The organism is Streptomyces sp. NPDC060064, assembly GCF_042736455.1.
Taxonomy (GTDB): domain Bacteria; phylum Actinomycetota; class Actinomycetes; order Streptomycetales; family Streptomycetaceae; genus Streptomyces.
The window spans coordinates 58,234-84,167 of the sequence record NZ_JBHWWF010000026.1; the positions used below are offsets into that span (position 1 = coordinate 58,234).

Consider the following 25,934-nt stretch of genomic DNA (forward strand, 5'->3'; position numbering starts at 1 on the left):
TGCCGGTGGACGGCAATTTCTTCGCGGATCTGGGTGCTGATTCGCTGGTGATGGCTCAGTTCTGTGCACGGGTGCGCAAGCGGGACGACCTGCCGACCGTGTCGATGAAAGACATCTACCAGCACTCGACGGTTCGGAGCCTGGCTGCTGCGTTCACGGACAGCACCTTCTCCCCGGCGCAGCAGGACACCCCGCCCGATGCGGTGGTTGAGTCCCCAACAGATGTGCCAGTCGCCGGCACCGAGAGCCTGCTGGGGGACGTGCTGGCGGGAGTCTTGGGTACTGAGCAGGTGCCGGTGGACGGCAATTTCTTCGCGGATCTGGGTGCTGATTCGCTGGTGATGGCTCAGTTCTGTGCACGGGTGCGCAAGCGGGACGACCTGCCGACGGTGTCGATGAAGGACATCTACCGGCACCCCACGATCAGCAGTCTGGCCGCCGCGTTCGCGGACGCTCCCGCCGCTGTCCAGCCCACGGCACCGGGGCACGCGCCGTCACAGCCCTCCCAGCCCGCCCCGGGAACTGCCGACGCCCCGTCCGACGCATCGGGTGCGCCGCAGTCCGGCCCCTGGCGGTACGTGCTGTGCGGGACGGCCCAGATGCTGATGTTCCTCGTCTTCTCCTCCCTCGGCGCCACGATTGCCGTCCTCGGTTACGACTGGACCCTGGAAGGCTCGGGGACGGCCGGCGTCTACCTCCGGGCGGTGTTGTTCAGTACGGCGCTCTTCCTCGGCGTCTGCGCGCTGCCCATTGCGGCCAAGTGGATACTCATCGGCCGCTTCACCCCGCGCAGGTTCCCCGTGTGGGGTTTCGCCTACCTGCGCTTCTGGTGCGTCAAGACCCTCATCCGAACCAGCCCGGTGCGTCTGTTCACCGGTTCACCGCTGTACGTGCTCTACCTCAGGGCCCTCGGCGCACGCATCGGAAAGGACGTCGCCATCCTTTCCCGCACCGTCCCTGTCTGCACCGACCTCCTGTCCATCGGTGCCGGCACGGTCGTCCGCAAGGACGTGCTGCTGTCCTGCTACCGGGCGCGCGACGGCTGGATCGAGATGGGCCCTGTCACCCTCGGTGCGGATGTGACCGTCAGCGAGCAGGCCGTCATCGACATCGGAACGTCGATGGGCGACGACACCCAGCTGGGTCACGCCTCCTCCCTGCATTCCGGGCAGGCGGTTCCAGCCGGAGAGTCGTGGCACGGCACGCCGGCGCAGCCGACGACGACCGATTTCCGGGCTGTCGAGCCTGCCGCGTGCGGCTCCCTTCGCAGGGCCCTCTACTGCCTGTCGCAGCTGCTTGCCATGCTGCTGGTGTACCTGCCGCTGACGCTGGCGGGGGTGAGCCTTGTGTTCACCGTGGTGCCGCAGCTGAACGCGGTGTTCACCCTGGGGCCGCCGGCCTTCACCAGCCCCGCCTTCTACCTCGAGGCGCTCGTCGCTTCCCTGGTGGCCTTCTTCGGCGGCATATTGGTGGGCCTGCTGGTGGTGAGCACGGTGCCACGGTTGCTCAGCCTGGCGATCAAACCGGGCAAGGTCTACCCGCTGTACGGCTTTCACCACGGCATCCAGCGGGCGATCACGCGGCTCACCAACATCAAGTTCTTCACCACGCTCTTCGGGGACAGCTCCGCGATCGTGCATTACCTGCGGTGCCTCGGGTACAACCTGTCCCACATCGAGCAGACCGGGTCGAACTTCGGCACGCTGGTCAAGCACGACACCCCTTACCTCAGCACGGTCGGCAGTGGAACGATGGTCGCCGACGGCTTGTCGATCATCAACGCCGACTTCTCCAGCTCGTCCTTCCGCTTCTCCCCGACCTCGATCGGGCCGAGTAACTTCCTCGGCAACCGCATCGTCTACCCTTCACGCGGCCGGACCGGCGACAACTGCCTGCTCGCGACGAAGGTCATGGTCCCCATCGACGGGCCGGTGCGCGAAGGCGTGGGACTGCTGGGCTCACCCAGCTTCGAGATCCCGCGCACGGTGCTGCGCGACACCCAGTTCGACCACCTGGCCCACGGTGATGAGCTGCGCCGCCGTCTTGCTGCCAAGAACAGGCACAACGCGCTCACCGCGAGCGTGCACCTGCTGGTGCGATGGTTCCACTTCTTCGTACTCGCCCTCATCACCTTGGCCGCCGTCGAGCTCTCCCAGACCATCGGTGTGCCGGCCTTCGCGCTGGCCGGTCTGCTCACCCTGGTGTTCACCGTCGTCTACTTCGCGCTGGTCGAACGGGCCGTCATACGGATCCGCCCGGTGAAACCGCTGAACTGCTCGATCTACGAGGCCGACTTCTGGGGGCACGAACGCTTCTGGAAGCTGACGTCGCACCAATACATGCAGGCCTTCAACGGCACCCCGTTCAAGTCCATGGTCTGGCGGCTGCTGGGCGTGCGGATCGGCCGCCGGGTGTTCGACGACGGCTGCTCGATCACTGAGCGGACCCTCGTCAGCATCGGGGACGGCTGCACCCTCAACGCCGGGACGGTCATCCAGTGCCACTCGCAGGAGGACGGCGCCTTCAAGTCCGACCGCGCCACGATCGGCGCGGGCGTGACCCTCGGCGTGAACACGTTGGTCCACTACGGGACCACGATCGGCGACCGGGCACAGCTGGCCGCCGACTCCTTCCTGATGAAGGGCGAGGAAGTTCCCTCTCAAGCGCGGTGGGGCGGAAACCCGGCCCGAGAAGACACCGCCGTGGCCCGCGTTCCTTGAGCTTCCTGCGGTCGGCGGGCCCGCTTCACGTCACCGTTGCTGAGCAGCCCGGTGGGAAACGATCTCGCTGTTCGCGGGAAATGCTTACGCGGCGCCACCCGTAGCCCTGCCAGCGGATTTCGTCGATTCCCCCGGGCCAGGTGCGACTTGTCGTCTGGTTCCACTGAGCCCAGTGTCGGCGCTCGGACGGCCCGGGTCTTCCATTGAGCGCCACAGTTGGCCCATGAGCGTTCCAGTTGGCCCGGGTGAGCGCTTGAGGTTGCCCCGGAGAGCGGCTGCCCGAAACGTCGGCGAGAGCAACGCGGACTGCCAACCAGCGCGGACAGGCAAAGCCGGCAACCGGATGAAACGCCGCTCGCCTTGTGGTGGCCGAAGGGTCACGGCCCGGACAGGCCGAGCAGGTCTGCCGCATTGGTGTCGAGGATCATCGTGACCTCCTCCGGGGCGAGCCCCGAGTCAGCGATGTAGTCCACGGTCCCGCAGGAAGACCTCGCCGTCCTCGTACGGAAAATCCGTGCCGCGTACGAGGCGGTCCGCCCCGAATGACGCAGCGGCGGCGACCAGCGCCGGCGAATGCACGTGGCTGACCGTGTCGTACCAGAGGCGGCCGACGGCCACCGAAGGCAGCTCGGGCGTCTCAGGGGACTCGAACGCCAGATGGTCGTCAAGCCGGCGCGGCAACAATGGCAGCGCCCCGCCCAGGTGCGAGGCCAGGATGCGCATCCGCGGATAGCGCAGGGGGATGCCCGCGAGAATCAGGTGCATGACCGCCACCGTGTCCTCGACCGGAGCCCCGACCATCCACGTCATGCTGTGCCCGGTGATCAGCGGGCTGGCGGCCCCTTCGCCGGCCGGGTGGATGTACAGGACGGCACCGCGCCGGTCGAGCTCCTCGTAGAGGGGGTCGAAAAGCGGATCGGCGAGTGTGCGGCCGAGTACGGTCGTGGTCACGCCGACACCGACCGCACCGAGGTCGTCCAGGGCGTGGACGACCTCACGCAGGGCCGCGTCGACATGAGGGAGGGGCAGCGCGGCGAAGGCCCGGAAGCGCCCCCGGGGAAACGGGCCACCAGTTCTGCGTACGACTCGTTCGCCGCGCGCGCCAGCGCAACGGCGTCGGGCTCCCCCATCAGGTGCGGGGACTGCGGTGCCACGGAGAGCACCTGTAGGTCGATGCCTGCCCGGTCCATCAGCGCGAAACGGCGGTCCAGATCGGCCTCGGTCGCGTCGGCGCCGATCCCGCGCTGGGTGCCGGTATCGGCCTTCCCCAGGCGGCGTTCGAGGCGGTCCAGGTACCTCGTGGTCCACAGGTGAGCGTGCTCATCGATACGCAGATGGGTCACCCTTCGATGAAACGCCCCGCGCGCGATGCGGGCCAGCCGGCGGCACGAGCGGTCACGGCGTAAGGCGGCGCAGCCCGCGACGCGGCGTCACAAGTCCCTCGTGCGAAGGTGCGCCACGGATGCCGCGGATTCCGCGGATTCCGCGGCGCCCAAGCCTTGGGCAGTCGGATATGGCTGAGCACGCCCCTGGCGCAGCGTGGCAGTTCAGAGGCATCCGAGGTGGGCGTTTCACCTGGCGGGACGCGGCAGCCGTCCTGCGCGACGCTGCGCTGAACGACGAGCGGGCAGAGGTGCGCTCGGAGGGCCGGCAGGCCGCTGAACGGGCCACCTCGATAGAAGCCGTGTAGCTGGAAGCAAACTTGCCTTTGTCGGTGTGAAGGATGCTGGGTGACCTGTGGATCTGGAGAACATCGCGGACGGGCTGTACGGGCAGGCGCCTGAGGACTTCATCGACGCCCGCAGCCAGCATGCGGCTGCTGCCCGCAAAGCCGGAGACCGGGGGTTCGCGCTGCGGCACAGCTGAGGTGACCGTGTTCGGGGGCGGAAGGTTCTGGCGAGAGCCCACCATTCGCACCCGGCAAGCCTGTCACTACCGAACCAAGTCCCCCCAGGCTCAACCGTGTTGGAATGTCAGGCATGGCCACTCCTGCCAACGGATCCACGCGAATCGCCCCGGACGAGCCCTCGCGTCGCCTGCGTGCCGAGATCGAGCGGTTGCACGAAGAAGCGGCGCGACAGAAGGCACTGGCCCATCGAAGGGCCGAATTCTGGAACACGGCCCACATCGTGCTGGGTTTCCCCGCGGCTCTGCTCGCGGGCGTGGCCGGCGCTGCCGGACTGGCCACGGCGGACGCACGCGTCCCCGCGGCGCTGCTCGCCCTGGCCTCTGCCGGGTTCGCGGCCGGGGCCGGCTTCCTGCGGAGCGATGCCAGGCGCGTGGCCAACAAACGCGCCCGGCAGGCGTGGGCGGACGTGGAGGGCAAGGCAAGCGTGAGGCTGGCGCATGAGCACCTGACTCCCGAAGACCTGCGCGAGCTGCTGGAAAGCCGTCAGGCCGCGCTGGCCGCCTACGACGGTGGCGGCCCTCAGCCGGGCCCGTGGTCGGCGCTGCCCGGCTGAACGAGCGCTCCAGGCGTGACGCCGGGCCCAGCAGACGTCGCAGTGATGTGCGAGAGCGTGGGTGGGCGGCGGCGGCACGGAGGGTGGCCAGTCGCTTGGGGGTCAGACGATGCGCCATGGGATCTCCCCTCTCTCCTGGCTCGATGCCGGGGTTACAGCCAGCGGAAGGCGTCGTGGACCTGAGATGCCGCGCGGCTGAGGTTGTCGGCCTCCAGGCGCTCGTCGAAGTCGTACGGGTCGTCGACGCCGTTCGTGACGGCAGCCGCGGCGGCGTGCAACGGCTGGATCGTCTTCGAGGACGAGGCCGGTCAGTCAATGACGCCGCCGCGCGCCAGGACTTGGGGCCGCAAGGGCAGCACTCCGGTCGTTCGAGTCCGCGGTCGTGGCTCGGGCCGAGTCTCGATAGCGGGCATGGCCTACAAACCCGGAGAGCCGTCCCGCCTGTACGCGGTCCGCGAGTACACCGGCCGCAAAGCTCAGCCGAAGGGCTTCGGCCGGCGCGACCCGGCTGGCTCCACTGCCCATCACCCCTCCCGGCTCACGCGAGCCGCTGAACTGCCCGCAGCTATGCCCGCGCTTCCAGATCTCCGACAGGCTTCCCTGGCTTTCGGGCCAGGAGATATGCCTGCTGGCCCTGCCGGGGCTTCTCCGTCTCGGTGGGCTCGCGGATCAGCCGGGCGTCCACAACAAGCCCGCTCTGGCTCAGCAGCCCAGCGATTCGATCGGGAGACATCCAGTAGACGTCGAGGGAGAGCTCGTGTCCGTATGCATTCTCCAGGTGTCGGTGCTTGTCACCGGCCTTGAAGGCAATCAACAGATGGCCGCCTGGGGCCAGCACCCGGTGGAACTCTGCGAACACCACCGGCAACAGCTCTGGAGGGGTGTGAACGGTTGAGTACCAGGCGACAATGCCGCCGAGAGTGCCGTCCGCCAAATCCAGGTCGGTCATTGACCCTTCGTCGAACTGCAGGTCCGGGTGCGTGCGACGGGCAACCGCAACCGTCTCCGGCGACAGGTCGATGCCAAATGCAGTCACCCCGAACGAGTGCAGGTGTGCCGTCACGTGGCCGGGCCCGCAGCCGAGATCAGCGACGGGGCCGGCGTCGACGACCTGCGTGAGTTCAGCGAACGCGCTTATCATCGCGCGGCCGTATAGGTCGTCCTCGAAGGCGGGGGGCACGAGCTTGGCGTAGTCGACGGCGACGGTGTCATAGGACTCCCGGACTGTGGCGAGGTAAGCGAGTTCAGTCATGTCACGAATCTAGACGAGCGCACTGACAGAGCCTTGGCGTGGCCAACTCTCAAGTCGGCGTCCTCGCCGAAGGATCGCAAAAACAGGTACTCGGTACGTTCGGGAGTGGTTCGCTGGCAAGGACGTCGTGGTCCCGCGTTACACGACGCCGACGAAGGTCTGGCGCGATTGGTTCGGCTCGGACGGCGCCCCGCAGCGGTACCTTTGCTCTGCCGCTGTGGAGACCGGCACGTCCCCTCCACATCCGCATCTGGCACCCCGAGTCCACCCTCAAGCACCTCAGGAGCTGACTTACACGCCCATCGCCGGGCGTGGACTCGCACCACCCTCCCCTGAGGAACGATGAGCAAACGTGGGGTAGTTCAAGCGGCGACAACAGCGTCCGAGCGCTCGCCCTCCGAGCCGGTGACGGGCTGCAGGTCGTCGTCACCTGCGGTCGCGAAGGAAGGCGGGGATCTCGCCGCCGGTCGGGTAGTTCGACATGGGTGCTGGCTTGTCCTCAAGGAATGCGGTGACGATTGCTGCGGCTCGGTCGTTGTTGTCGTCGAGGCCGTTCCACATGTGGTGTCCAACGCCGGGCATGTACTGCGTGCGCTGGATGGCGGGATCATCGGCAAGGATGGCGGTCGCCCATTGACGGACCTGGGAGGAGCACTCGGCGATCATCAGCATCGCGGGGGTCCGGGAGCGTCTCAGTTGCGGGGCGATGGAGGGAGAGTCCTTGACCGTCTGCTGAACGCGGAGGCTGGCGGCGGGGCTGAAGGAGAAGTTCTGTGCCGTGTCCTCGACGGGGATGCGGTGCGCGTCGCGCGCGCAGTAGGCGGATGCGGTGTCGTTCCCGAGATCGGCGGCGGTGAACGCGTTGTCACCTTCGGCCTGTCCGATCAGCCCGGTGTCGGGGGTGAGGAGCCCGAGTCGCATGAGGCCGAATGCGACGGCGTACCGGGGGATGCGTGTCGACCGCGGTCCGGTCGTGGCCGGCGCGAGGCCGCGCGCGGATGGCCGACCCATGTGCCTGGTGATTTGCGCGGTGGGGCCGTCCATCGGGCCGGGCTCGGCAATGATCGCCCGGTGCAAGCGTGCGGCGACACGCGGATCTGCCAGGGCTCGCGTGAGCACGACCGCGCCTGAGGAGAATCCGAGGATGTTGACCCTTCCCTTGCCCAGGCGGTCGACGAAGGCGGCGAGGTCGCGGACCGACCTGGAGATCGTGTACTGGTCCATGGGGAGCAGGTCGCTTCGTCCGCCGCCGGCCTGTTCGTAGGTATAGACGTCGTAGCCCTGTCGCGCCAGGAGCTGCAGGAACCGGTGGTCAAGCACCGAGATGCCGCGAACTGGTCCGCCGTTGAGGTACACGAACGGAATGGGGTGTCGAGCACCGGCGTTTGCGGGCGGGTAGTGATACACCGCGACCCGGCTGCCCGTGGCCAGGGTCCAGCGCTGCGTGGCCACGAAAGGCACGTCGGGCGGGTACCGCCGTGCCGTGGGCACGGTCGGGATGCAAACCGACGCCGTCAATGCTGCCGCGACGACCACCGGCAGGAGCGGCAAGAGCCGCGCCGGCCAGGTACGGCGCCGACCCCACCACAGTGCGGCGACAGTCGCGATTCCAAGGGTTGTCAGCCACGCGGGGAGCCCCGAGCCTGCCCCGTCCGTGAGGACGATGAGCGCCAGGAAGAGGACGACGGGCCCCGCGATGGCAGCCAGGGCCAGCACCAGGCGACCGATCAAGCGGACAGGACCTATGACGGACGTTGGCATGAGGGTCTCCAGCAGTTTTAGAACACTGTTTCAGAACGACGTTATCAAAGGAGGTAAGCTGTTCGCCGTGGGTAGGCCGAGAACGAACGACGAGACCGTCAAAGAGCGGCTTGTGGCGTGCGCGACCGAGATGCTCGCCACTCGCCCGCGGGAGTCGTTCACAATCCGGGCCCTGGCCGCTGCGGCCGGGACGTCAACGACGGCGGTGTACTCCTTGTTCGGCGGCAAGGACGGGCTGATCGGCGAGGTACGCAACAGAGCCGTCGCTGGCCTGTTCCAGGATGTGTCGGCAGTGCCGACCTCCGAGGACCCCCTAGCCGACCTCTACGCGCTGGCCGCCGCATACCGTCGATGGGGACGCGAACACAGCCACCTCTACACGGTTCTGTTCGGTGGTGTGCAACCCTTCGACCCGTCAGGCACAGTCGGCACCAGTGACCCCATCCGACCGCTCCTCGCGGCGATCGATCGCGCCTTGACGGAGTCCGTCATCGCCGGCGAAGCGACGTTCATCGCCCTCTCGCTCTGGGTGACCCTGCACGGGCTTGTGACTCTCGAACTGGCTGGAGCCCTCGACACCGCCACGGCCGAGGCCGCATTCCGATCGACGATTCACGCTACGCTGCGCGGCTGGATGACCCCCGCGGTGTTCCGCAGCCTTCGGCACGCCGACCCCGCCCCGTGACCAACTTCCGTTCAGGCAGTTGACGAACGCTCAGGTCAACTGCCACGAATCCCTGCCACTCTTTGGGGTCTGCTGCAAGGTTGGGTGACAGGTTGACGTGCCCCACCTCTCAAGTTCCAGTTCTGGTGGATAACTGCCGGCCTTCACGAAAGGCTGCAGGCATGCCCCGCGCCTATCCCGCTGAGTTCCGCGCCCGTGCCATCGCGCTGGTTCGGGCAGGGAAAGAACAGAAGCAGACCGCCGTTGAACTCGGCATCCATCCGGTCACGTTGTCGAAGTGGTTGCGCCAGGACGACATCGACAACGGCCGACGGCCTGGCAGGATCTCGGAGGAGTCCGCAGAGCTGCGTGCAGCGCGTCGACGGATCCGTGAGTTGGAAACCGAGCTTGAGATCGTCCGCAAGGCTGCCAAGTTCCTCGGCGAGGACAAGCCGGCCCCAAAAGGCTCTACCCGGTGATCGACCGTCTCGTCGATGCCGGGGCACCGGTCGATCGATGCTGCCGGATCCTCGGGGTCGCCCGGCAGAACTACTACAAGCACAAACGCACCCCCACCACACCGCGGCAGCTGCGGCAGGAGTGGCTGACCGGGCTGATCCGCGAGGTCCATGTCGCCTCACGGGGCACCTACGGCTACCGCCGCATACACGCCGAGCTCACCATGGGAATGGGAATCCGGGTGTGCTCGAGGACCGTGTCGGTGCTGATGACACAGGCCGGGAGACCAAGGGCCACGACGTGAGCGCCTCGCCGCACTCACCGACTGGGACGGACAAGTCCGGACGGCCTTGGAGACCGGCACAGCCGATCAACCGGTTCTGCGAACACTGGCCCACACCATCACCAGACACCCGCAGCTGCGGGAGCACGTCGAGCACTACCTCGACGGAGCACCACTGGAGGTGGAGTGGGAAGGCTTCTCAACCGAGAGCGACTTCCAGCGCTACGTGGACGCATATTCGCTGCCCGCGTTCATGCTCATCGCCTGCTTACTCGCCTCCCCCTCCTCGACGGCTGCCTACCGCGCCGGCTGCCGAACCTTCATCGAGGCCAGCCAGCGGCTCGATTTCCTCGAAGACATCGCCGAGGACCTACACACCGGGCGACTCGGCATCCCCCATGACGCCCTCACCCTGCACGGCGTCACGCGCAACGACCTGCGCCAGGCCCACGCCACCGCTGGCGTCCGTGAACTGATTCACCATCAGATTGCACAGATCCGTCCCGGACTGACGACGTCGTACGGCCTCGTGGAACTCGTGGAACCGCACAGCCGACCGCTCACCCGCACTCTCGTCGCCTTGCAGGGTCTGCGGCTCCGCGCAGTGGACAACAAGGGCCCCGCCCTCCTTCGCGGGACCGCTCGCCCTTCCGTATCTGCAGCACTTCGTGTCCTGGTACGGGAATACCGCGCTTCACGCCATCAGCGCTGCGATCAGCCCAGCGTCTAGCTCCGGTGTCACCGTCCGCCGCTCGGCTTGACGGCACTGACCGGGCCGGATCCTTGGTCGTCTTGGGCACTGGCCAGGTCAATGGCACGGGCACAGGAAGCACCTTGCCGCACGGGGCCTTGTCCCGATCCGTCGAGCGGAGTCTCGCCGACGACCGCGTGAACGAAGGTCTCGGACCCGGAGATCTCTACGAAGGTGACGTCGCCCTCGACACCGGCGGAGGCCAGACTGACGTCCGTTGCCCGCAGGCCGAACTGGTAAGCGCCGTCGGGCAGGTCGGCGAGATGCGGGGATACGTGCGTGGCCTGGAAGCCGGCCACGGTGACCTGACCGCCCTCGATACGGCCCGTGAAGATATTCATGGGCGGGTCGTTGATGATGGACGCCACCGTGGTCGTCGCCGGGCGCTCGAAGACCTCCTGCGGAGGGCCGATCTGGAGGATCTGTCCCTCATGCATGACCAGTACCACGTCCCCCAGCATCATCGCCTCAGCGGGTTCGGTGGTCGTGTAGACCACTATCGTGTCGCCCTGGTCCGAGAAGAGGGTCTTGAACTCGTCGCGCAACTGCTCACGCAACTTGTAGTCCAGGTTCGCCAGAGGCTCGTCGGATCATGTCAACGACGATTGGTCGTGCAGGTGCCCATTACGGATCTCTCGGCAGGCGGCGACGATGGCCTGAGCTTTCTTTCGGTCTGGCAGACCAAGTTCTTCGTTGGCGCTTGCCGCGACCTCCTTCACCGCGGCAAGCGCGTCAACGAGGTGTAGGTAGGTGGAAATCGGCGTTCCGGTGATTGAGAAGTTCTCGCACGCGCGCTGCGTATGGACGCCCCAGGCCGAGTGTCATCGGCGCAGGTCTCCCTGTTTCAGCGTCGGGTGCTGTGCCTGCGAGTTCCTCTTTACGGCCCGGGAGCCGGCGGTCTCGCGGGGAAGCCGTAGGCCAGTGCCCCCACAGCGCTCAGGCTGCTGACCGTGGTCGTGCCGCTGAGTACGGACGTGCTGGCGAACTCGGCGAGGAGTGCGGGGTCGACTCCGCACAGCGCGAGGGCCGCTGCGGCCACTGGCATCCGGGCGCGGTCTGCACCGTCAGCAATCTTCACGCCGATGGCTCGGCCATCGGGCAGGGCGGCCACTTGGACTCCTTCAAATCCGTCTTTGGCCAGCAGGCCGGGGACGGCCCTCATAAGCCGTGCGACATCCCGCCAGGAGCCGGAAGCCATCTCCGGATACTCGCGTATCGCGTAGGCCACGCGGGATTCCTCGGTGCCCGGCGCCGCAGAGTTGATGCTGGCCACGGCTCGGGTGAGTCCGCGCAGGGACGTGGAGAAGAGGGGTGCTCCGCACCCGTCGACTGACACCCGGGCGATGCTCTCGCCGGTCAGCTCCTCAACCGTCCTGGCGATCGACCGCTGCAGCCGATGGCCGGGATCGAGGTAGTCCTCGAGCGGCCAACCCCGGGCCCGGGCCGTCATCAGCATGGCCGCGTGCTTGCCGGAGCACTTCTGAGCGAGCCGGGACGGGCCGCGCCCGCGGCGGACCCACTCCTCCCGCACTGCGGGATCGTAGGGCTGGTCGGGCGTATTGCCCAGGTCCTCTTCAGTCAGCCCGGCAGTGGCCAGGATGCGTCGGACTCCGGCGAGGTGGCGCTCCTCGCCGGAATGGCTGGCCGTGGCCAGCGCAAGCAATTCGTCCTCCAGCGACAGGCCGACGCGCAGCATGGCCACCGTCTGGAGCGGCTTGAGAGCAGAGCGCGGGTAGAACACGGCCTCGATGTCGCCACTTTGGAAATCCACGCTTCCGTCGGCGGCCAGGACGACAACCGATCCGTAGTGGACGCCCTCGACGATGTCTCCGCGCATCATATGGGCGAGCGGAGCGTAGCGGGGCTCGCGAATCACCGACGTCTTGGCCGACGGACGCTCCGGGAAGTCGTCGTCCCTGATGGGCTTCGCCACGGCTAGCGCTCGGTCTCGCTGCGCGTGGCCGCCTGGGTGCTGCGTACGGCCTCCACCCGGCCGCGCACCAAGAACCAGCCCCCGACCAGGGCCGCCGCGATCAGCGGCAGGCACAGCACGGTGGTGCGGCCCGCGCCCTCGTCGGCGTACATCAGGACCAACACGCCAGCGAGGAAGGCGAGCGTGATGATCTGGGTGTACGGGGCCCAGGGCAGCCGGTAGCCGGGGCGGGTGACCCGGCCGTCCTTGGAGCGGTTCCAGAAGAGCAATGAGCTGATCATGATCATGCCCCAGGTGCCGAGAATGCCGATCGCGGCGAAGTTCAGCACGATTTCGAAGGCGTTTTCCGGGACGACGAAGTTGAGGCCGACGCCCAGCACACAGAAGAAGGCTGTGAGCAGGATGCCGCCGTAGGGGACCTGCCCCTTGTTCATCCGGCCGGTGAAGCGGGGCGCGGAGCCGGACATGGCCATGGAGCGCAGGATCCGGCCGGTCGAATAGAGGCCGGAGTTGAGGCTGGAGAGGGCGGCGGTGAGCACGACGAGGTTCATCACGTCGGCCGCGGCCGGGACGCCCAGCTTGGAGAGGACGGTGACGAAGGGGCTCTCGTCGCCGGTGTAGGCGGTGTACGGCAGCAGCAGCGCGAGCAGGATGACCGAGCCCACGTAGAAGACGCCAACGCGCCACATGATCGCGTTGATCGCCTTCGGCATGATCTTCTCGGGGTTCTGGGTCTCGCCCGCAGTGACACCGCACAGCTCGACCGAGGCGTACGCGAAGACGACCCCCTGGACGACGAGCAGCATCGGCAGCAAGCCCGACGGGAAGAGGCCGCCGTGTTCGGTGATGGTGGAAAGACCCGGAGTGTTGCCGTCGATCGGGTGCTGGGTGAACAGCAGGACGATGCCGATACACATGAAGACGACGAGGGCGGCGACCTTGATGATCGCGAACCAGAATTCCATCTCGCCGAAGTACTTCACCGAGATCAGGTTCACGGTGAGGACGACCGCGAGGGCGATCAGTGCGAGCGCCCACTGCGGGATATCGCTGAAGATGCCCCAGTAGTGGGTGTAGGTGGCGACGGCCGTGATGTCGGCGATGCCGGTGGTGGCCCAGTTGAGGAAGTAGAGCCAGCCGGCGGTGAAGGCGCCCTTCTCGCCCATGAATTCACGGGCGTACGACACAAAGGCGCCGGAGGACGGGCGGTACAGGACCAGTTCGCCGAGGGCACGGACGACGAAGAAGGCGAACAGTCCGCAGACCGCGTAGGCGATGAACAGGGAGGGCCCCGCGTTCGCGAGGCGGCCGCCGGCCCCGAGGAAGAGGCCCGTGCCTATCGCCCCGCCGATCGCGATCATGTTGACGTGCCGGGACTTGAGGTCCTTGCTGTAGCCCTCGTCACCGAGGTCGACGTGCGCGTTCGGCGGGTCTTGGCGTACCGCCTGGTCCAGGGATTTGTCAGTCACGTCTGCTGTCCGCCTTGCGTAGAGGGTTGCGTGCGGTCGGGACGCACGATGGAGTTCAGGGTTGTGTTCACGCCGTCAAAGTGGTGGGCCATGGCGTCCACCACTTCGTATTCGGAACCGTGGATGAGTGCCTCGACGATCGCCCGGTGTTCGCGATTCGACTGCTCGCGCCGTCCGCCGAGCTCGTTGAGGAACGCCGACTGGCGTGCCAGGGCGTCACGGAGCTCCTCGATCATCTTGGGGAAGACCAGGTTGTGGGCCGCCTGGCGATGGTGTGGAACAGCGTGTCCATTGCCACCCACGCCGTGGTGACCCTCTCGCGCTCGATCCGTTCCAGCAGGTAGGACAGGTTGTCGAGGTCCTCGGCCGTATGCCGCGCGGCTGCGTAACCGGCCACCGGGAGCTCCACGTACAGCCGCGCCTCGAGCAGGTCGCTCGTCGGCATAGTTGCCGAAGTGGGGGTCCCCCACCGGCCCGTTGGACATGACGAATACTCCCTTTCCCATACGGGAGGCTGTGAGGCCCATGACCTGCGGAGCAGCAGGACCTCGTGGATCACTGGACGGCTGACCTCCAGCTGGCGGCCGAGCTCCGCTCTGGGGGAGCTTGGTCCGATGCGTCACGACACCCGATTACTTGTCTGGCTGTCTGACAAGTGAAGACCTGTCTGGCTGTCTGACAAGTTCTCGTGGAGATCCTGCGGCTATTCAGTGTCACTGTCAAGGGCTTGACTCGCCCCTGGGCGTGGGTAGTTGAAGGAGCGCTCGCGACATCTGCGGGCTGCGGAGGACTCCCGTCGAGGCGGCGGAAAGGCCCGGGCGGCGGTCGGCGTCGCCTCTCTTGGGTGGCCTGTTGAGCTGATCCCGGTGTCCCTGTCACCGAAGGTTGACCATCACCGACCGTTGACCGAGCTGCCGGGGTCCGGCGCACGCCTGCGGGGCCCGGGTGGTCAAAATCGGTTGAGCCGTTGGTCAACCTTCGGTAGGACGAGACACACCGCTCAGCGGCAGGATTACGGCCGGAGGATCAGGTCGCCGACGGGCCCTGACCCGGATCGGCATGATCACCCCGGCGGTGCGTACGGCTCTTCGGACGGTGAAGGGATTCGACCGGCGCCTGTCGTCGGAGTGGGACTACCAGGCGTTCCTCCAGGACGAGAAGCTTCGGGCTGCAATCGAAGACGTGCTCGCCCTTCCATGAGGCGAAGGCGTCGAGGCTCCGACAAAGCGCCCGTGCGCCGCAAGCCAGTCGTGGACGGGCGGCTGACGGCGGCTTCGGCGCCCCGGGCCATCGCCACATCCCGGTGACCGCCTGCGCCCCCGGCGCCCTCGCCGCTACCTGTGGCCTGCTCACCTCGATGCACCTCAAAATTCCCTGCGTTCTTGCCTGGGACCGGACAATCAGCTGGCGGGGCGAGGCCCGGATGCCAGTCCTGCGCGTCCGAACTTTCCGGGGTTGGGAATCACCTGCCGCGCGCCTGGATGATCAATGTCGACGTTCGATGTCACTGCGTGGGTGAGTCGCTCATCAGCTGGACGCCAGGACACGTTCAAGAGTCGCCCAGCCTGCGTGTCCCCATGTCGGCTGGCCGCCGGGAAGGCCCCGTTCCCATGCTTGGCCGATGCCGATGAGGGAGATGCCGCGCAGGACCGCCCATCCTCGTGCGCGTTGGACCGTCTCCCGATCCACGTGTCCGTATGCGTCGAAGAATCGTGAGGCGGCGCCGGCGGGAAGAAGCATCCATGCGGCCGCGAGGTCCGTGGCCGGGTCCCCTGCGCAGAGATCGCCGAAGTCGATCACTCCGGAGATCGTGCCGTCGGAGATGACGACATTGGCCGGATGAAGGTCACCGTGAAGCCATACCGGCGGCTCTTCCCAGCCCGGGGCCGCCACGGCCTCGTCCCAGACGGCTCGGACACCGGCGGCAACGTCGGCGGCGGCAACGGTCTGGATGTTCCGGTCGAACTCGCGCATGAGGGTTCTCAGGGGGACGCCGCGGTGTGGGTTGGCCGGGGCCTCGGGAGGCGCCTTGCGGTGAAGCGCCCTGAGGAAGCCCGCCAATTGGTCGGCTGCGTGGTGGTCGCGGCTGATCGAGGCCCGGTCGCCTGGTTCGCCGGGAACCCAGGTCGCGATGGCCCATGGCCTGGGGAAGCGGGCAGATGGTTCACCGGTCCCGTGCGGGGGTGGGGACCGGAAGCGGAAGACGCGGAGCCAGAACAGGTAGCCACTCCAGCTCCTTGCGGAGGAGGAGTGGAGCACCTGGGGTGCGCGGCAGTCGCACGGCCAAGTTGTCCCCAAGGCGCCACAGTTGATTGTCCCAGCCGGCAACCACCTTGCGGAGGACCAGTCCAGCGAGGTCTGGGTGCTGCTCCTGCAGCAGAGAGCGCACCAATTCCTCATCGACGTCGACATTGCCCATGTGCGGCGACCCTACGCCCGTGGTGTCGACTGCGACACGACTTCCCTGAAGCTCAATGCGGCACATGCACGTCTCACGGTCCCACCGCAAACTCCTTGGTGACGCCCCAAACCGGCATCGCAGGCATGCCGGGTCGTAGGCACCCGCCGTGTACTGGCCGACGGAGTAGAAGTCGGCGACCTGCTTGGGCTTTGCAGGTACGTCGTGAAGCCGTGGGTCGCCACAGCGTCGAGCAGGCCCTGGCCTGGTGCTTCCGTTAGGGGCAACCCCCGGGAACGCGACGGCCCAAGCCGCATGGCTCGCCTCGCCGAACACCTACCGAGGATCGCCGCCGGTTCGGCCAATGGCTCAGCACCAGCCGCTGGTGGCGCCGTGGAGGCTCCCATCCCCCGGCGCCCCACACACGCGCCCGCCCTCGCCATCCGCGGCAACCGTCTGTGGCTCGTCCAGCACCACCTCGAATGAGCCTCACGTACAGCTCGTTGTCGTCGGAGGCGGCGGCCACTTCGTACAGCGGCCTGGCTCCGTTGATCCGGGCCGCCGCTCCAGCCGAGCGCCGGACACCGGCAGCTCGGTCAACGTTCTCTGGGCCCTCCTGCGCGACGGACGGTGTTACGAGCTCACGCCGCCGACGGCCCTCGCGGCTTGACAAACGGCATGAGGAATCGGTGACAGGGGCACCGAGATCAGCTCAACAGGCCGTGATCTCCCGCGTGACGGAGGAAGCGGATTGAGGAGCGAGCGCGAGCGCGGGTGTGGATGGCATCGGCGTGTGGGACGAGCGGTTGCGCTGGGCCCACGGCCCGAGCTGGACTTTTACGTCCAAGGCCGTCGCCGGACCTGATGGGTCGCGTCTGGACGCCCCGCACCACCCAAGTGACCGCCCGCTCCTAGCCGAGCAAGTGGCTGATGCCGCCCTGGCCGTCCGTGCCGTTCCAGACCACGGCTGCCAACCAGAACGGGAACCAGGACGCCTGCTCCGGTAGGAACGGGGCGGCGAGGAGCCAGACGACGGGCAGGACGGTAAACAGCAGGCAGCAGCACAGGCCACTCCTGCCGGTAGCGGCAGGCTGCGGCGTCGAGTTCGTGGACACCCGGAGAAGGTATGCGGTGCCCACGGCCCGCGCATGAGCCCCCGTACCTACAACGTCGCCTGCCGTGGCTTCTGTTGCCGTTCGCCGGGGCTTGGCGCCGACCTTGTGGTGGGCGGGAGGTTCGTGGGGGTGGCAGGCCTCGGGTCGGCCCGGAGGGCAGCCTTCCGACCTGGAGGCAGATCACGGTGCCCTCGATGATGGGCAGTTCAGCGGCGTGGTCGATCCGGGCGCGGCCCGGCGGGTGAGCCGCAGGGAGAGCCGGTCCCAGGACCGGGCCGTTGCCTTTCCGTCGAGCCGGGTCTCGCGGCTGGTCACCACGTGCTCGCCGCCCCAGGTGTCGGGCTGGCCGAAAACGAACTCGCTGCCGTGCTTGGCCGGCCGGCCCCCTTGGGGTCGTGGACCCGGGAAGGGATCGGGTGGCGCATCACCCGGTCCGACCGTGTACGAGGCCGGGCTCGGCGAAACGGTCAGCCAGCCGACCGAAAAGCTCCTGAAGCTCCATGGCCAGGATGCTGATAGACCGCACTGACATCGCAGCCGCCGTGGGTCCTGCCCGGAGCCGGGCAGCCAGTGATGTGCCGGTGATCGCGACCAAGTTGTGCGCCGGGTCGTACACGATCAGGGTTCGCTGTTCTGGTGGGTTCGGCGCAATCGAGTTTGACCACCCGTGTTGACCGGTGTCCGGTCAAAGGGCGCGGCGGCCTCTCCTCGGATCTCCCCACGAGTACTCGAAGAGTTACTTAGAGTGCTGACCATGACACAGATTGTGATCCTTCCCCATCCGACCTACTGCCCGGAAGGGACGGTCATCGAGGCCACCTCGGGTGAAAGCATCTGCGACGCATTGTTGAATCACGACATCGAAATCGAGCACGCCTGCGAGAAGTCGGTGGCCTGCACTACGTGCCATGTGGTGGTGCGCGAGGGCTACGCGTCATTGAACGAGCTCGACGACAAGGAAGAGGACCTGCTGGACATGGCTTGGGGGCTGGAGGCGACTTCACGCCTCTCGTGCCAGGCCCTGATCGGCCAGGAGGACCTGGTCGTCGAGATCCCCAAGTACACGATCAACCACGCCTCGGAGAACCACTAGACGGTCGGCCACCGCACCGGGGAAAGCTTGGAGGGGGCGTCCACCGACTCGGGCGCCAGCAGCGAACCTGGCTGCTGGCGCCCGAGTCGTGGTCAGGCTTCGATGAGACGAACTGGCCGATCTTCGAACTTCGACGAGATCGGTCAGCCTTCGGGGCTGTGACCTGGGGCGACCAGATGGATTGTGACTGCAAGCGGCGAAAACCTCAGCCGATCTGGTCGTGGGCGCGCGGATGCTGGTGCTCGTGTCAGTTGATCTGGTTCAGCTCTTCTCGGTCTCCTCGCCGGCCGCGATGCCCATCTGCTCCGCGAACGCGATCACCGCGTACGCGCGCAGTTGTCGGGGCGTGAGGTCCTTCGCAGCCGCCATCGGCAGCCACACGAACGCCTCGGTCCGCTCAACCGGCCGCGTACGGCGAACCGCCGACGTGCCCCGGCCGCTCCAGCCACGCCAAGCTCGGTGGCGTGCTCCGGTTCGGTGGCACAGAGGATGGAGTCAAGGAGCTCAGTCGGTGACGCGCAGCACCAGCTTGCCGCGAGTGCGGCCCTCCTCGCCCCGGCGGTGCGCCTCGGCGGCGTCCGCCAGCGGCAGCACGTCCTCGACCTCGACGCTCACCGAGCCCTTGTCGATCAGTGAGGCGATCCCGGTGAGCGCCGCGCCGTCCGGCTCCACCAGGAAGGGCTTCGCCCGCAGGCCCTGTGCGCCGGCTGCCTCCAGGAGTTCGCGGGAGACACCCGACGGCACCGCGACGATCGTGCCGCCAGGGCGCAGGGTCTTCAGCGAACGGGAGCTGGTCGAGTCCTGCCCGTCGCCGACCAGGTCGATGACGAGGTCGACGTCGTGCACCGCTTCCTCGAAACGGACCTGGGTGTAGTCGATCAGCTCGTCGGCGCCGAGCGAGCGCAGCCAGTCGTGCTTGGCGGCCCGCGCGGTGCCGATGACGTGCGCGCCGAAATGCTTGGCGAACTGCACGGCGAAGTGCCCCACGCCGCCCGCTGCCGCGTGGATCAGCACCCGCTGTCCTGCCTCGATCCGAGCGGCGTCGGCGAGCGCCTGCCAGGCGGTGAGCGCGGCCAGCGGCACCGCGGCAGCACCGTCGTGGTCAACAGCTGCGGGCTTGCGCGCGAACTGCCGCGCGGGCGCGGTCACATATTCCGCGTACGCACCGGCCTGGCGCGGGAACCACGGCATGCCGTAGACCTCGTCGCCGACCTCGAGCGTATGGACGCCGAAGCCGACCTCTTCCACCACGCCCGACACGTCCCAGCCGAGGACGAACGGTGGCTCGCCCAGCACCTGCGCCATGCCGCCGCCCTCGCGGGTCTTCCAGTCCACCGGGTTCACACCCGCGGAACGCACCCGCACCAACACCTCGGTGGGCAGCGGCGCGGGCCGCGGCACCTCGGCGAGTCGCAGCACCTCGGGTCCGCCGAAGCGGTCCTGGGTGATCGCGCGCATGGTCTCACTGCTGCTCATTCGGGTTCTCCTGCATACCTTGCCGGGGGTGCGGACGCACGGCCCGGTCGGCTGATCATCGACGCTCGAAAGCTACCCGCCGGGTAGTGGTAACCCGCAAGGGCTACTACTATCTACGGGGAAGCATTGAGGTCACAGCCGCGTAGGAGGCACCATTCATGTCCGTTCCCTGTACGACGGGGCAGCACGCCGATCACGACGTGTTCGCGTCAGAGTGCCCATGCCGTGACGTCCTGGACGTCCTGGCAAGCAAGTGGTCGGCGCTGGCCATCGGTGCCATGGCAGACGGCCCGCAGCGCTTCGGCTCGCTGCAGCGGCGGCTCCAGGGTGTCAGCCCCAAGGTGCTCACCAACACCCTGCGCAGACTGGAGCTCCACGGCTTCGTCGACCGCACGGTCTATCCGGCCGTGCCGCTGCACGTCGAGTACGAACTGACCGAGCTGGGGCGCGGCGTCGCCGTGCCGCTGGGTCAGCTGCGCGGCTGGGTGGAGCTGCACCTCGACGACATTCGCTCCGCCGGGGCCGACGAGCCCGCCCGCGACTGAGCTGAACGCCGGGCGCGGTCAGCGGGGGGGCGGGCGCTCCGAACGGCACCTTCAGCCGAATGAAACCGATGCCGACTTCGCGAAGGCATTGCGCCACTTCGCCGGCGGTGAGGTCGAGTGGCAGGCCCAGGGCTTCCAGAACGCCGGCGGAACCAGCCTTGCTGGACACCGAACGGCCGCCGCCCTTGACCACCGGGGCGCCGGCAGCAGCGACAACGACGGCCGCCATGGTGCTCACGTTCACCGTGTGGGCCGTCGGCCGCCGACGCCCACGATGCCCACAACACCTGCGCACTCCATTCCGTCACGGCGTACCAAGTACCCTTGCAACGTGACGATGCACAAGACCGTCGATGTCAGTGTTGACGCGATGATTGAGGACCTCAGGACACTCGTCGAAATCGAGTCTCCATCGCGCGATGTCGACGCCTTGACGGCATCAGCCAAAGCTGTCGCCGCTGTCATCGAGAGCCGTCTTGGCGGGCAGGCCATCCTCGTTGAGAGCGAAGCCGGGCCGCACGTCCACTGGTCAGCTGGTGGCGATCCCAAAGTACTGATCCTCGGTCACCATGACACGGTGTTTCCGCTCGGCACCCTTGAACGCCGCCCGTTCATGGTCGAAGACGGGCATGCAAGCGGCCCCGGGGTTTTCGACATGCTTGGCGGTTTGGTACAGGCGGTTCATGGCCTGGCGACGCTCGATGACCGATCAGGCGTCGAGATCCTGATGACCGCCGACGAAGAGGTCGGCTCCCGGTCCTCTCGAGCTCTCATCGAAGAACGAGCCCTTGCCTGCAGCGCTGTACTTGTGTTCGAGGGCGCCGCTGATGGCGGAGCCCTGAAGACCGGCCGTAAAGGCTGCGGCACGTTCAAAGTCTCCATCACGGGCCGGGCGTCGCACGCAGGCCTTGAGCCCGCAGCCGGGGTCAACGCCCTGATCGAAGCATCACACCAGGTACTGGATATCGCAGCGCTTGGTCGACCCGACATGGGCACGACTGTTACCCCGACCGTCGCGTCCGCAGGAACCCTGGACAACGTCGTTCCCGCAGAGGCGACCGTCCTCGTCGACGTCCGGGTCGAGTCGGCCGGCGAGAAGGAACGAATCGAAGCTGCGTTCGCAGCACTGGCTCCGCATCTCGATGAGGCGAAGATCGCGGTTCAGGGAGCTGTCAGCCGACCCCCGATGCCTGAGTCGGCGTCGGCCGAGCTCTTTGCGGTGGCAAGGCAGCTGCTTCCTGGTCTCGAAGGCAAGGCAGTCGGCGGCGGAAGCGACGGCAACTTCACGGCCGCACTGGGGGTGCCAACACTCGATGGCCTTGGAGCAGTCGGGGGCGGTGCCCACGCCGACCACGAGTACCTGGTGATCGAAACAATGGCCGTGCGGGCGAACCTTGCTGCTGGACTGGTGAACGCGATTCAGACCACATAAAAGAACGAGAGCATGCGCGACCTGTGAGCGATCACGCGAGGTCGCGATCTGCGATCACCGAGATTCGCGTTCGGTGATCGGGCCCGCTGCCGACGGTGCGGTTTGCGGCGCCTCCTCTCGGGGGCGGTGGCGGCGATCTCGAGCCCGTTGTGCTCGCGGAGCCGCCAGGCCGGGCTGCGGACGCTCCCCGGGGTTCGGCCACCTCACGGTCGAGGTGGAGGCGCACCACCATTACGAGATCGGCCCGTTCGTGGTGACGTGCGTGCCCAGTGAGCACGTGAAGCTCTTGGCCGGGTCAAGGTGCCGAGTGGCGGCGAGATCACCTGCGAACACGTGGGCGAGCTGCGACCCGATGGGTACGGGTGCCGACAGGTGTGGGGCGTGCGCATCGAGGTGGCCGGGGCAACGCGCTCTCCAGTCGCAATGGATCTTCCAGTCCTTCATTCGGGAGGGTGCATGCTCGACGCGGGCCGTGGCTCGCCGATGGACGGCGTTGTCTGCTTGTCGGTGAGCGTGCCGCCGCGAGGTTTGCGGTGCGGGATCAGGGCGCCGGTGCCCGGGTAGCCGCCGTCGCCAGGAGCGGGCCTGGGCAGCTCCGGCTGGTGTCGGTGCGGCCTTGAGGAGTTCGCGGGCCTCGGGACGGCACAGTCCGGGTGTCTGACCCGGCGCAACATCACCGTCTCAGCACGCAGCTGATGGGGATCCCGGAAATCCCCACCCCCTGCTCAGTAACTCCCGGACCCGCTAGCCGTGTTCCCCACCCGTCAGCTCTGGCCAGTGGCCGAGTTCGCCCGCATTCACCCGACAGCCCGGCCGGGCTTCTACGCCAACGCGATATAGCCTCAGTGGGAACTGCGGATCGAACAAAGGGGAAGACGTGCCGATAACGACACGAGCGGAGCGCGCCCAGTGACCACAAGTACGCCCGCTTCAGGCGGACCTCACGGGCGGGCGGTCGCTCTAGGAGCAGGAGGAGCCGTCGGTACAGCCTGGATGGCCGGGCTCGTCGTCGGGCTGCACGAGGCCGGTGTGGACCTGGCCGAGGCCGACTTGTTCATCGGTACCTCGGCAGGCGCGATCGTCGGCGCCCTGCTGGCCTCCGGCCAGGACTGCAGCCGACTCGCTACCCCCGCGCGGGCCGTTGGTTCCCAGGGCACTCCGCCCCAGGTGGACGGAGACCGGCTGGGTGAGGTGTTCGCCGTGCTCCGTGACACCGGCTTGACCCCGGCCGAGAAACGGCCTCTCGTGGGCCGGCTCGCGCACACCGCCGCCACCGGCCCCGAGCAGGCGCATATCACCAGGATGGGCGCCATGGTCGGCACAGACCGATGGCCGGACCGGAAGCTGCTCATCACCGCGGTGGACGCCGGTACCGGCGAGTCGGAGGTCTTCGACGGTGCCAGTGGCGCCCCGCTGTCATCCGTCGTCGCGGCAAGCACTGCCTTCCCGGGCATCTATCCGCCGATTACCATCAACGACCGCCGGTACATGGATGGTGGACTGCGGTCGGGAACCAGTGCCGACCTCGCCGTTGGTGCGCGCGTGTTGGTCGTCATCGAGCCGATGGCTCATCTACTCCCCCGCGAGCCGCTCACCCAGGAACTCGCGCAAGCCGGTTCGGACGCGGTCGTGACGATCGGTCCTGACGAAGAGACAGCGCAGGTATTCGGGCGCGACCTGCACGACCGGGCGGCCTGGCAACCGGCCTACAGGGCCGGGGTCCGGCAAGCCGGCGAAGCCGCTGAGCGGATCCGCGCTACGTGGCATAACCCGCGGCAGCCGCCGAGATTGACGATCGGCTCCCGGGAACAGGCACCGTAATACGCCCGCGCGCCGCCTCTGTAGAGCGCCGCACTGTCAACGCGCAGGCGCATCCGACTCCCTCGTTGATCGTGCAACCAAGTGGGGAGGAAGAGCAGGAGTAGCGATTTTCAAGGATCCTCATCACAGCAACAGCCGCCGCCTCTCGACAAGTTCCTACCGCCATTGCACACGCGCCCCGGTCGCGGGGCCCGCCGAACAGGTGCAGTGCAGAGATGCCCCGCTGGGTACGCTCCGATCATGCCGCGTCTGATGGACGTTCCTGGGTACATACGCTTCTGGACCGCCTCCGCAGTCTCAGCTTTCGGCTCGCAGGTCTCTGGGCTGGCCCTGCAGATCCTCACCGCCGTCACGTTGAGTGCATCTGCCACTGAGGTAGGCCTTGTCAACGCAGCCCGCTGGGCTCCCTACCTGCTCTTCGGCCTCTTGGCCGGGGTACTGGTGGATCGCTGCCGGCGCAAGCCGATGATGGTCACCATGGATCTTGGCAGGGCTGTCCTGCTCAGCGCGATCCCCCTGCTGTATGCGCTGGACCGGCTCAGTATCGCTGCACTGTGCGTGTGCGTCTTCGCCTTCGGAGTGCTGTGCCTCTTCTTCGAGGCGGCCAACCAGTCCTACGTGCCACGGCTGGTGCCCAAGGAACTCCTCAACGCAGGGTACGCCCGCATGGAGCAGGCCAGCGCGGTGGCCGGTTCGACCGGTCCACTGATCGCCGGAGTGCTGATCCGATTCATCGGTGCACCGCTTGCCATCCTGGTGGACGCAATCACCTATCTGATGTCAGGCATGCTGCTCGCCTCGGTACGAGCACACGATCCCGTCCCCGATCGAGGCGCGCGGCGCAGCCTTGGCAGCGAGTTACGCGAGGGTGTGGCCTGGGTCTACCGCCATCGGACGCTGGCATCCATCGCGCTGACCTCGCACGCGATGCTCCTCTTCAACACCATCGTGAGCACGGTCTTCGTGGTTTACGCGCTGCGTGAGTTGAAGATCGGGGACTTCGGCCTGGGAGTGACCTACGCCTGCGCGGGGCTCGGTGCGGTACTTGGTGGTGCGCTCTCGGGGTGGGTGGTGCGAAGACTGGACGTTGGTGCCACCTTGATCGTGTTCCGCATCCTTGCCGCGGCTGCCTGGCTGCCGATGGTCCTTGCTGAGCGTGGACCGTGGGGGCTGCTCTCGGTATCGCTGGCCTTCTTCGTGGTGTCCTTGGCGATCTCGATCGAAAGCCCGGTGGAGATGAGCTATCGCCAATCAGTGACGCCCGACCGTCTACGGGGCCGGATGAACGCCACCATCCGCTCGTTCAACTGGGGGATGGTGGCGGTGGGGGCGCCACTCGGCGGATTGCTCGCCGACCAGGTCAGCTATCGGTTCGCCTTGTGGGTGGGACTGTGTGGAGCGGTCATCCAGGCACTCGTACTCGCGGTATCCCGCACCCGGGACGCCCGCGCCGCCGATGAACTCGAGCCCTTGGCGACTGCGTAAGACAGGGCGGGCCGGGTCGGTGAAGACCCGCCACCTGGGTCGAACTGAGCGGCAACGGGAAGAGGTTGGTCACGGTCGGCCGGGACAGGACGATCCGCAGCTACGATGTGGGCGCAAGCGACACCGCTCTGCGGGCGATTCTGCACATCGACCATGGAGCCGACACCGAGCTGTCCTTCGCCGGGGACGATCACACCCTGGCCGTCAGCACCACTTACGGAAAGACCAACTTCTGGGAGCTCGACCCGGACTCCAACATCGAAGAGCTGTGCACGAGGGTCGGCAAGCGAATCACCCCTGAGGAGTGGACGCGCCACGTGCCGGACCTGCCGTACCGGCCGCCGTGCTGATGAATCACGCCGCGGGCCCGGTTCAGCATTCAGGATCCCCGGCAAGGCCGAGCCGCACTGTCCGGGCGGGTAGGACGGCGCAGGGCAGGACACATGCGGCACCATTCAGCACCCCAGCAAGGGCCGGGCTCGCGCAGACGCTACATGCCCCGGAGACGCGAGCGAGATACGACGCAGGGCTCGCCGAAGCGGTTGCGCACCGCAATATGCCTGCACCGGCGAATCCCACCACCCGCAAGCCGACGTACGGCCCCCTGCCAGACAGATCGGTGCGACCCCCTATCGACATGCGCTGACGGCCCACGAGGTCGGCGGCGGTGGGGCAGGCACCGACTGATGCCTGCCCACCCGACAACGTTGCTCGGCCCTATGCCCCGCAGAACGCAGCAACGCTCGCCAACCCGTCACGCTCCTCGGCCTCGGGTGATCACAAAACGGACGTCGGTCGACTACGCCGAAGCCCTG

General features: G+C 67.3%; 22 protein-coding genes and 6 pseudogenes. 13 read left to right on the forward strand and 15 right to left on the reverse strand.

The features are described 5' to 3' along the window. The coding region (locus ACFWDI_RS27810) for a Pls/PosA family non-ribosomal peptide synthetase (protein WP_385307833.1) at positions 1 to 2,720 on the forward strand (2,720 nt) is incomplete at its 5' end. Between the two features lie 456 nt (positions 2,721 to 3,176). Here ACFWDI_RS27810 and ACFWDI_RS27815 read toward each other — a convergent pair. Then, positions 3,177 to 3,749 (reverse strand): amidohydrolase family protein, encoded by a 573-nt coding sequence (locus tag ACFWDI_RS27815; protein WP_385307927.1) that lies wholly within the window; start codon positions 3,747 to 3,749, stop codon positions 3,177 to 3,179. Beyond that, positions 3,668 to 4,063: a hypothetical protein gene (locus ACFWDI_RS27820; RefSeq protein ID WP_385307945.1), complete on the reverse strand. Its 396-nt coding sequence runs from the start codon at positions 4,061 to 4,063 to the stop codon at positions 3,668 to 3,670. Before ACFWDI_RS27820 ends, ACFWDI_RS27815 begins: the two co-directional genes overlap by 82 nt. A 394-nt stretch (positions 4,064 to 4,457) precedes the next feature. On the opposite strand from ACFWDI_RS27820, the gene ACFWDI_RS27825 reads away from it, so the two are divergent. Next, positions 4,458 to 4,586: a hypothetical protein gene (locus ACFWDI_RS27825; protein WP_385307835.1), complete on the forward strand. Its 129-nt coding sequence runs from the start codon at positions 4,458 to 4,460 to the stop codon at positions 4,584 to 4,586. 113 nt (positions 4,587 to 4,699) lie between these two features. Then, the gene (locus ACFWDI_RS27830; RefSeq protein ID WP_385307837.1) at positions 4,700 to 5,182 is read left to right on the forward strand and encodes a hypothetical protein; all 483 of its coding nucleotides are present in this window, start codon (positions 4,700 to 4,702) and stop codon (positions 5,180 to 5,182) included. A 152-nt stretch (positions 5,183 to 5,334) separates the two neighbouring features. On the opposite strand, the gene ACFWDI_RS27835 is transcribed toward ACFWDI_RS27830, so the two are convergent. The 3 genes from ACFWDI_RS27835 to ACFWDI_RS27845 all read right to left on the reverse strand — a co-directional run bounded on the left by ACFWDI_RS27835 (position 5,335) and on the right by ACFWDI_RS27845 (position 7,970). Further along, positions 5,335 to 5,460 carry a hypothetical protein gene (locus tag ACFWDI_RS27835; protein WP_385307839.1) on the reverse strand — a complete coding sequence of 42 codons (126 nt, stop codon included), beginning with the start codon at positions 5,458 to 5,460 and terminating at the stop codon, positions 5,335 to 5,337. Positions 5,461 to 5,747: 287 nt separating this feature from the next. After that, entirely contained in the window at positions 5,748 to 6,434 is a 687-nt protein-coding gene (locus ACFWDI_RS27840; protein ID WP_385307841.1) for a class I SAM-dependent methyltransferase, read from the reverse strand. A gap of 426 nt (positions 6,435 to 6,860) precedes the next feature. After that, positions 6,861 to 7,970: an alpha/beta fold hydrolase gene (locus tag ACFWDI_RS27845; RefSeq protein WP_385307843.1), complete on the reverse strand. Its 1,110-nt coding sequence runs from the start codon at positions 7,968 to 7,970 to the stop codon at positions 6,861 to 6,863. Positions 7,971 to 8,262: 292 nt separating this feature from the next. On the opposite strand from ACFWDI_RS27845, the gene ACFWDI_RS27850 reads away from it, so the two are divergent. The 3 genes and pseudogenes from ACFWDI_RS27850 to ACFWDI_RS27860 all read left to right on the forward strand — a co-directional run bounded on the left by ACFWDI_RS27850 (position 8,263) and on the right by ACFWDI_RS27860 (position 10,331). Beyond that, complete coding sequence (locus ACFWDI_RS27850; protein ID WP_385307929.1) at positions 8,263 to 8,880, forward strand: TetR/AcrR family transcriptional regulator; 618 nt, start codon at positions 8,263 to 8,265, stop codon at positions 8,878 to 8,880. A 161-nt stretch (positions 8,881 to 9,041) separates the two neighbouring features. Then, a pseudogene (locus tag ACFWDI_RS27855) lies at positions 9,042 to 9,601 on the forward strand (transposase); the annotation flags it as partial. Positions 9,602 to 9,668: 67 nt separating this feature from the next. After that, complete coding sequence (locus ACFWDI_RS27860) at positions 9,669 to 10,331, forward strand: squalene/phytoene synthase family protein (RefSeq protein ID WP_385307845.1); 663 nt, start codon at positions 9,669 to 9,671, stop codon at positions 10,329 to 10,331. An 8-nt stretch (positions 10,332 to 10,339) separates the two neighbouring features. Here the strand turns inward: ACFWDI_RS27860 and ACFWDI_RS27865 are convergent, their stop codons facing one another. From ACFWDI_RS27865 to ACFWDI_RS27885, 5 genes and pseudogenes are all read right to left on the reverse strand, one after another. Continuing rightward, positions 10,340 to 10,909, reverse strand: a complete 570-nt coding sequence (locus tag ACFWDI_RS27865) for a hypothetical protein (protein WP_385307847.1) — start codon at positions 10,907 to 10,909, stop codon at positions 10,340 to 10,342. 16 nt (positions 10,910 to 10,925) lie between these two features. Continuing rightward, a pseudogene (locus ACFWDI_RS27870) lies at positions 10,926 to 11,164 on the reverse strand (lyase family protein); the annotation flags it as partial. A 65-nt stretch (positions 11,165 to 11,229) separates the two neighbouring features. Next, on the reverse strand, positions 11,230 to 12,192 hold the full coding sequence (locus tag ACFWDI_RS27875; RefSeq protein WP_385307931.1) for an asparaginase: 963 nt from the start codon (positions 12,190 to 12,192) through the stop codon (positions 11,230 to 11,232). Positions 12,193 to 12,287: 95 nt separating this feature from the next. Beyond that, positions 12,288 to 13,754, reverse strand: a complete 1,467-nt coding sequence (locus ACFWDI_RS27880; RefSeq protein ID WP_385307849.1) for an amino acid permease — start codon at positions 13,752 to 13,754, stop codon at positions 12,288 to 12,290. Then, positions 13,751 to 14,370 (reverse strand): annotated as a pseudogene (locus ACFWDI_RS27885) (FadR/GntR family transcriptional regulator). The gene ACFWDI_RS27880 and the pseudogene ACFWDI_RS27885 overlap by 4 nt, the downstream one beginning before the upstream one ends. Before the next feature lie 443 nt (positions 14,371 to 14,813). Here ACFWDI_RS27885 and ACFWDI_RS27890 point away from each other — a divergent pair. Further along, positions 14,814 to 14,954 (forward strand): hypothetical protein, encoded by a 141-nt coding sequence (locus ACFWDI_RS27890; RefSeq protein WP_385307851.1) that lies wholly within the window; start codon positions 14,814 to 14,816, stop codon positions 14,952 to 14,954. Between the two features lie 327 nt (positions 14,955 to 15,281). Here ACFWDI_RS27890 and ACFWDI_RS27895 read toward each other — a convergent pair. Beyond that, positions 15,282 to 16,173: pseudogene (locus ACFWDI_RS27895) on the reverse strand (aminoglycoside phosphotransferase family protein). Positions 16,174 to 17,063: 890 nt separating this feature from the next. Further along, the gene (locus ACFWDI_RS27900; protein ID WP_385307853.1) at positions 17,064 to 17,267 is read right to left on the reverse strand and encodes a hypothetical protein; all 204 of its coding nucleotides are present in this window, start codon (positions 17,265 to 17,267) and stop codon (positions 17,064 to 17,066) included. Between the two features lie 754 nt (positions 17,268 to 18,021). Between ACFWDI_RS27900 and fdx the strand changes: the two genes are divergently transcribed. Further along, positions 18,022 to 18,360: an ISC system 2Fe-2S type ferredoxin gene (fdx, locus tag ACFWDI_RS27905; RefSeq protein ID WP_385307856.1), complete on the forward strand. Its 339-nt coding sequence runs from the start codon at positions 18,022 to 18,024 to the stop codon at positions 18,358 to 18,360. 504 nt (positions 18,361 to 18,864) lie between these two features. Here fdx and ACFWDI_RS27910 read toward each other — a convergent pair. Further along, positions 18,865 to 19,836, reverse strand: a complete 972-nt coding sequence (locus ACFWDI_RS27910; RefSeq protein WP_385307858.1) for an NADP-dependent oxidoreductase — start codon at positions 19,834 to 19,836, stop codon at positions 18,865 to 18,867. A 158-nt stretch (positions 19,837 to 19,994) separates the two neighbouring features. Here ACFWDI_RS27910 and ACFWDI_RS27915 point away from each other — a divergent pair, with 158 nt between their 5' ends. Next, positions 19,995 to 20,381 (forward strand): winged helix-turn-helix transcriptional regulator, encoded by a 387-nt coding sequence (locus ACFWDI_RS27915; protein ID WP_385307860.1) that lies wholly within the window; start codon positions 19,995 to 19,997, stop codon positions 20,379 to 20,381. 118 nt (positions 20,382 to 20,499) lie between these two features. On the opposite strand, the pseudogene ACFWDI_RS27920 reads toward ACFWDI_RS27915, so the two are convergent. Continuing rightward, positions 20,500 to 20,610 (reverse strand): annotated as a pseudogene (locus ACFWDI_RS27920) (anthranilate phosphoribosyltransferase); the annotation flags it as partial. A 108-nt stretch (positions 20,611 to 20,718) separates the two neighbouring features. Here ACFWDI_RS27920 and ACFWDI_RS27925 point away from each other — a divergent pair. After that, positions 20,719 to 21,813: a M20 family metallopeptidase gene (locus ACFWDI_RS27925; RefSeq protein WP_385307933.1), complete on the forward strand. Its 1,095-nt coding sequence runs from the start codon at positions 20,719 to 20,721 to the stop codon at positions 21,811 to 21,813. Positions 21,814 to 22,209: 396 nt separating this feature from the next. Here ACFWDI_RS27925 and ACFWDI_RS27930 read toward each other — a convergent pair. After that, positions 22,210 to 22,397, reverse strand: a pseudogene (locus ACFWDI_RS27930) (IS5/IS1182 family transposase); the annotation flags it as partial. 325 nt (positions 22,398 to 22,722) lie between these two features. Between ACFWDI_RS27930 and ACFWDI_RS27935 the strand changes: the two are divergent. The 3 genes from ACFWDI_RS27935 to ACFWDI_RS27945 all read left to right on the forward strand — a co-directional run bounded on the left by ACFWDI_RS27935 (position 22,723) and on the right by ACFWDI_RS27945 (position 25,469). Next, positions 22,723 to 23,634, forward strand: a complete 912-nt coding sequence (locus ACFWDI_RS27935) for a patatin-like phospholipase family protein (protein ID WP_385307862.1) — start codon at positions 22,723 to 22,725, stop codon at positions 23,632 to 23,634. A 240-nt stretch (positions 23,635 to 23,874) separates the two neighbouring features. Then, positions 23,875 to 25,119, forward strand: a complete 1,245-nt coding sequence (locus ACFWDI_RS27940) for an MFS transporter (protein ID WP_385307864.1) — start codon at positions 23,875 to 23,877, stop codon at positions 25,117 to 25,119. Positions 25,120 to 25,226: 107 nt separating this feature from the next. Beyond that, on the forward strand, positions 25,227 to 25,469 hold the full coding sequence (locus tag ACFWDI_RS27945) for a hypothetical protein (RefSeq protein ID WP_385307866.1): 243 nt from the start codon (positions 25,227 to 25,229) through the stop codon (positions 25,467 to 25,469). Positions 25,470 to 25,934: the final 465 nt, after the last annotated feature.